Annotated in this window: 3 protein-coding genes; 1 reads left to right on the forward strand and 2 read right to left on the reverse strand. The window is 42.5% G+C overall.

Features of this window, described 5'->3' with window-relative positions:
• Positions 1-311 precede the first annotated feature (311 nt).
• The gene (locus IM322_RS11600; protein ID WP_287673447.1) at positions 312-1,727 is read right to left on the reverse strand and encodes a mechanosensitive ion channel domain-containing protein; all 1,416 of its coding nucleotides are present in this window, start codon (positions 1,725-1,727) and stop codon (positions 312-314) included.
• A gap of 9 nt (positions 1,728-1,736) precedes the next feature.
• On the reverse strand, positions 1,737-2,387 hold the full coding sequence (locus IM322_RS11605; RefSeq protein WP_287673446.1) for a nitroreductase family protein: 651 nt from the start codon (positions 2,385-2,387) through the stop codon (positions 1,737-1,739).
• A 192-nt stretch (positions 2,388-2,579) separates the two neighbouring features.
• Between IM322_RS11605 and IM322_RS11610 the strand changes: the two genes are divergently transcribed.
• On the forward strand, positions 2,580-3,359 hold a 780-nt coding region (locus tag IM322_RS11610; RefSeq protein ID WP_287699242.1), incomplete at its 3' end, for an RNA-guided endonuclease InsQ/TnpB family protein.

The following is a 3,359-nucleotide window of genomic DNA, read 5'->3' on the forward strand; positions in this document are numbered from 1 at the left end:
AAACTTTCTAGGAAATAAGGTGGAACATGAGATTTTTTCGACTTGTTCAAAGTGGCCGGAGGGCATTCGGACACTCAAAATGGACGTGGAGAAAGTGTCAGACTTAAGCAATTAAGCGTTTTTCGGTGAAGCGTCAACCCCATTCAGCGACCACCCTAAAAAAGTGGCGTGGTGAGGAATCGCCGTCCGTTTTACGGCGGCGAGGATGTCAACAGTTGTCCGCAGGTAGCGACTCCCTATTCTCAGCTTCGTACCTCATCATTAAGATAACTGCGAGAGAAAAAAGGCTGTAAATCTGTTGTCATTCCCTTTTAAGTCGCAAAAAAGCTCTTTAACCGTTGTCGCAGCCAAGAGACGGGATTTTTCAGGTCTTCCGAGTCTAAAAGCCCCATTTCTCGCAATTTCTGCTGACATTCGCGCAATTCCTCTTGACGTTGGGTGAGTGCCTGAGTGAATTCCTCCGCTAGAGCCGGATAAGTAGTGATAAGATGCTGAAACCCCTGACGATCGAGCAAAAATAACAAGGTTTCCCCCACTGCTTGCATAGTGGTGGGATAGGGAACCTCTAACATTAACGGTAATTCCCCAAAATATTGACCTTTATTAAAAGTAAAAATTTTACGACTGATTTTATCGTTTTCATAAAAAGCATCCATTTGTCCCTGCAAAACAATACAGAAATAATTAGTTCTTTCTCCCTGTCTAATTAAAATATCCCCGTCCTGGAGATGTTTACGACAACCCATTTCAATTAATACACGCAATTGCAGATCGTTAAAATGTTTAAAGTAACTCACCTCCAATAACATTTCTTTTAACGATAGCGGTTTTGAAGGTTTAACTATCTCCTGATCCTGTTCCTTAACTGCCTCAAAACTGTCGGTATTATGCAACCATAACTCTCGCTGGGGAAAAGGAATCGTTATGCCCCGATGACGCAGATTATGCTCGATAATGAAGTGTAGGGAACTTCTCAGAAAAACGGCCTGTTCGACTTTTTCCACCCATACCCACAACTCAAAATTTAAAGCACTATCACCAAAACCGTTAAAAATCACCTTGGGAAGCGGATTAAAGGCAATTTCTACCGACATATAGGCTGATTGCAGCAGAATTTCCGTCACTATCAAAGGATCTGTACCGTAGGCAACTCCCACCGGCACAATGACTCGAATGCGCGAGTCGGGATAATGCCAATTCTGGACGCGATTGCTAGTTAAGATTGTGTTAGGAACGATTAACTCTGCACCATCAACAGTGCGAATGGTGGTGGAACGAATCGATATTTCCCGGATATAACCCTTTGTTTGCTCAAATTCGATAAAATCGCCCACTTTTAACTTGCGTTCCACCAACAAAGTTAAACCACTGGTGAGATTTTTGGTTAACTCCTGCAAACCGAAACCGATACCCACCCCCAAACCACCGGCTAAAACAGCGATCGAAGCGAGATTGAATCCAGTCAATTGTAGGGCGATAATATAACCAAAAGCCCCAAAAGCAAAACTAGCCAGAGTTGCGATCGCTTCTCGATTACCTTCATCAAAACCGATACTTTTCAGCAGACGATTTTTTATTAAACTTTTAAAAGCGATCGTCAGACAGGTGACAAGAACAAATAGTACAAAAATACTAATAATCCAACCAAGAGTGATGGAAACTCCCCCAGCGCGCCAAAGGGGAGTGTTAAAAAAGGGCGTTAACCAAGCTGAGGGAGAGAAAGTCATCGCTAAAGTTTAGATTTGATAGGGATTACCCAAGCGATCCACAAAAACATTGTAATCTAAGGGTAAACGCCCCGGATTAAGCCGCGGTTCCGCCGCGTAACCGATGGGAACGACAACAGCGATCGCTAGATGGGGATGATCGGCAGCACCAATCACAGCTTTTACCTTGTCCTCGATCCAACCGTTGAGAAAACAACTAGATAAACCGAGACTTTCGGCAGCCAAAACCAGATGAGTAGCGGCGATCATGGCATCCTTAATCGCGTATTCCCGGGTTTTTTCGCCTAAATCCTTTTGAAATCCCGGGATAGCCTGTTTAAAATATTTTACCGTGCCTTCGCTCCAAGCACCCGTACTGAGAGCCTGTTCATAGATAGGAGTTAGATCTCCTCCTCCTGCGGCAGCATCGGCAGCAAAGACAAAAGTAACCGGTGCTTGGATAATTTGCTTTTGTCCCCAAGCGGCCTCGGCTAAAGCGGCCTTTTGTGCCGGCTCTTGTACTAAAATAATTCGCCAATCTTGGATGTTGAAGCTACTAGGTGCGGCAACGGTTAATTCTACTAGGGTTTTTAGCAGTTCTGGGGCGATCGGATCGGTGGTAAAAGTTTTAATAGAACGACGTTGATTAATCGCCGTGGGAACATCGAGAGGCAAGGTCATAAAGTCAGTTGATCGAGTTACATATTTCTAATTATTATAGGGTCAAGCTATCAGCCTCAGCCTTCGGTGTGACCGAAAATTTGGGTACAAGCCCCGCCATGCCCGCGCAGGGTCGGGCGGCTTTTAAAATATTAAGTTGCCATTTTATTTCCTTTGTGCTAAAATATTGATACTGAGTCAAGCAGTGTCAAAATGTTTGTACTAGAATACAAAGTTAAGCCAAAACCTAATCAGATAGAAGCCATTAATGAGGCAATACGAACAACCCAATTTGTTCGGAATAAAGTTCTGCGTTATTGGATGGATAATCCGGGTGTTGGCAAAACCGAGTTATTTCGGTACAACACAGCATTAAGAAAAGAGTTTAAATTTGTTGATGATTTAAACTCCCATGCTTGCCAGACTGCTGTAGAAAGAACCTTGCGGGCAATTACTCGGTTTTACGATAATTGCCAAAATCAGGTTAAAGGAAAGAAAGGCTACCCTAAGTTTAAAAAACATTCCCGTTCCGTTGAGTATAAAGTATCTGGATGGAAGCTATCAAAAGATAAACGTCATATTACCTTTACAGACAAAAAAGATATTGGCACTCTTAAACTGATTGGTTCTAGAGATATTAATTACTATCAACCAGAACAGATTAAACGGGTAAGAATCCTTAATCGTGCTGATGGTTATTATGTGCAGTTCTGCATTAAATTAGACCCCAGAGACACGGTTAAACCTTTAACGCCTTCCCAGAAATCAACTGGGATTGATGTCGGATTAAAGTTTTTCTTAGTAGATAGCGAAGGCCATCAAGTTGATTGTCCGAACTATTACAGAAAAGCTGAAAAACAATTAAACCGATTAAACAGGAAAAAGTCAAAGAAATACCGTAAGGGTAAAAAACAATCTCGTAATTATCACAAGGCTAGAAGGCGATATGCTCGGAAACATTTAAGAGTAAGTAGGCAACGAGAAGAGTTTGTC

This window comes from Microcystis sp. M109S1 (assembly GCF_020247025.1).
Taxonomy (GTDB): Bacteria; Cyanobacteriota; Cyanobacteriia; order Cyanobacteriales; family Microcystaceae; genus Microcystis.

Coding starts and splice junctions, on each gene's coding strand:
- IM322_RS11600 (WP_287673447.1), bottom strand. CDS start 1,727: ATGACTTTCTCTCCCTCAGCTTGGTTAACGCCCTTTTTTAACACTCCC.
- IM322_RS11605 (WP_287673446.1), bottom strand. CDS start 2,387: ATGACCTTGCCTCTCGATGTTCCCACGGCGATTAATCAACGTCGTTCT.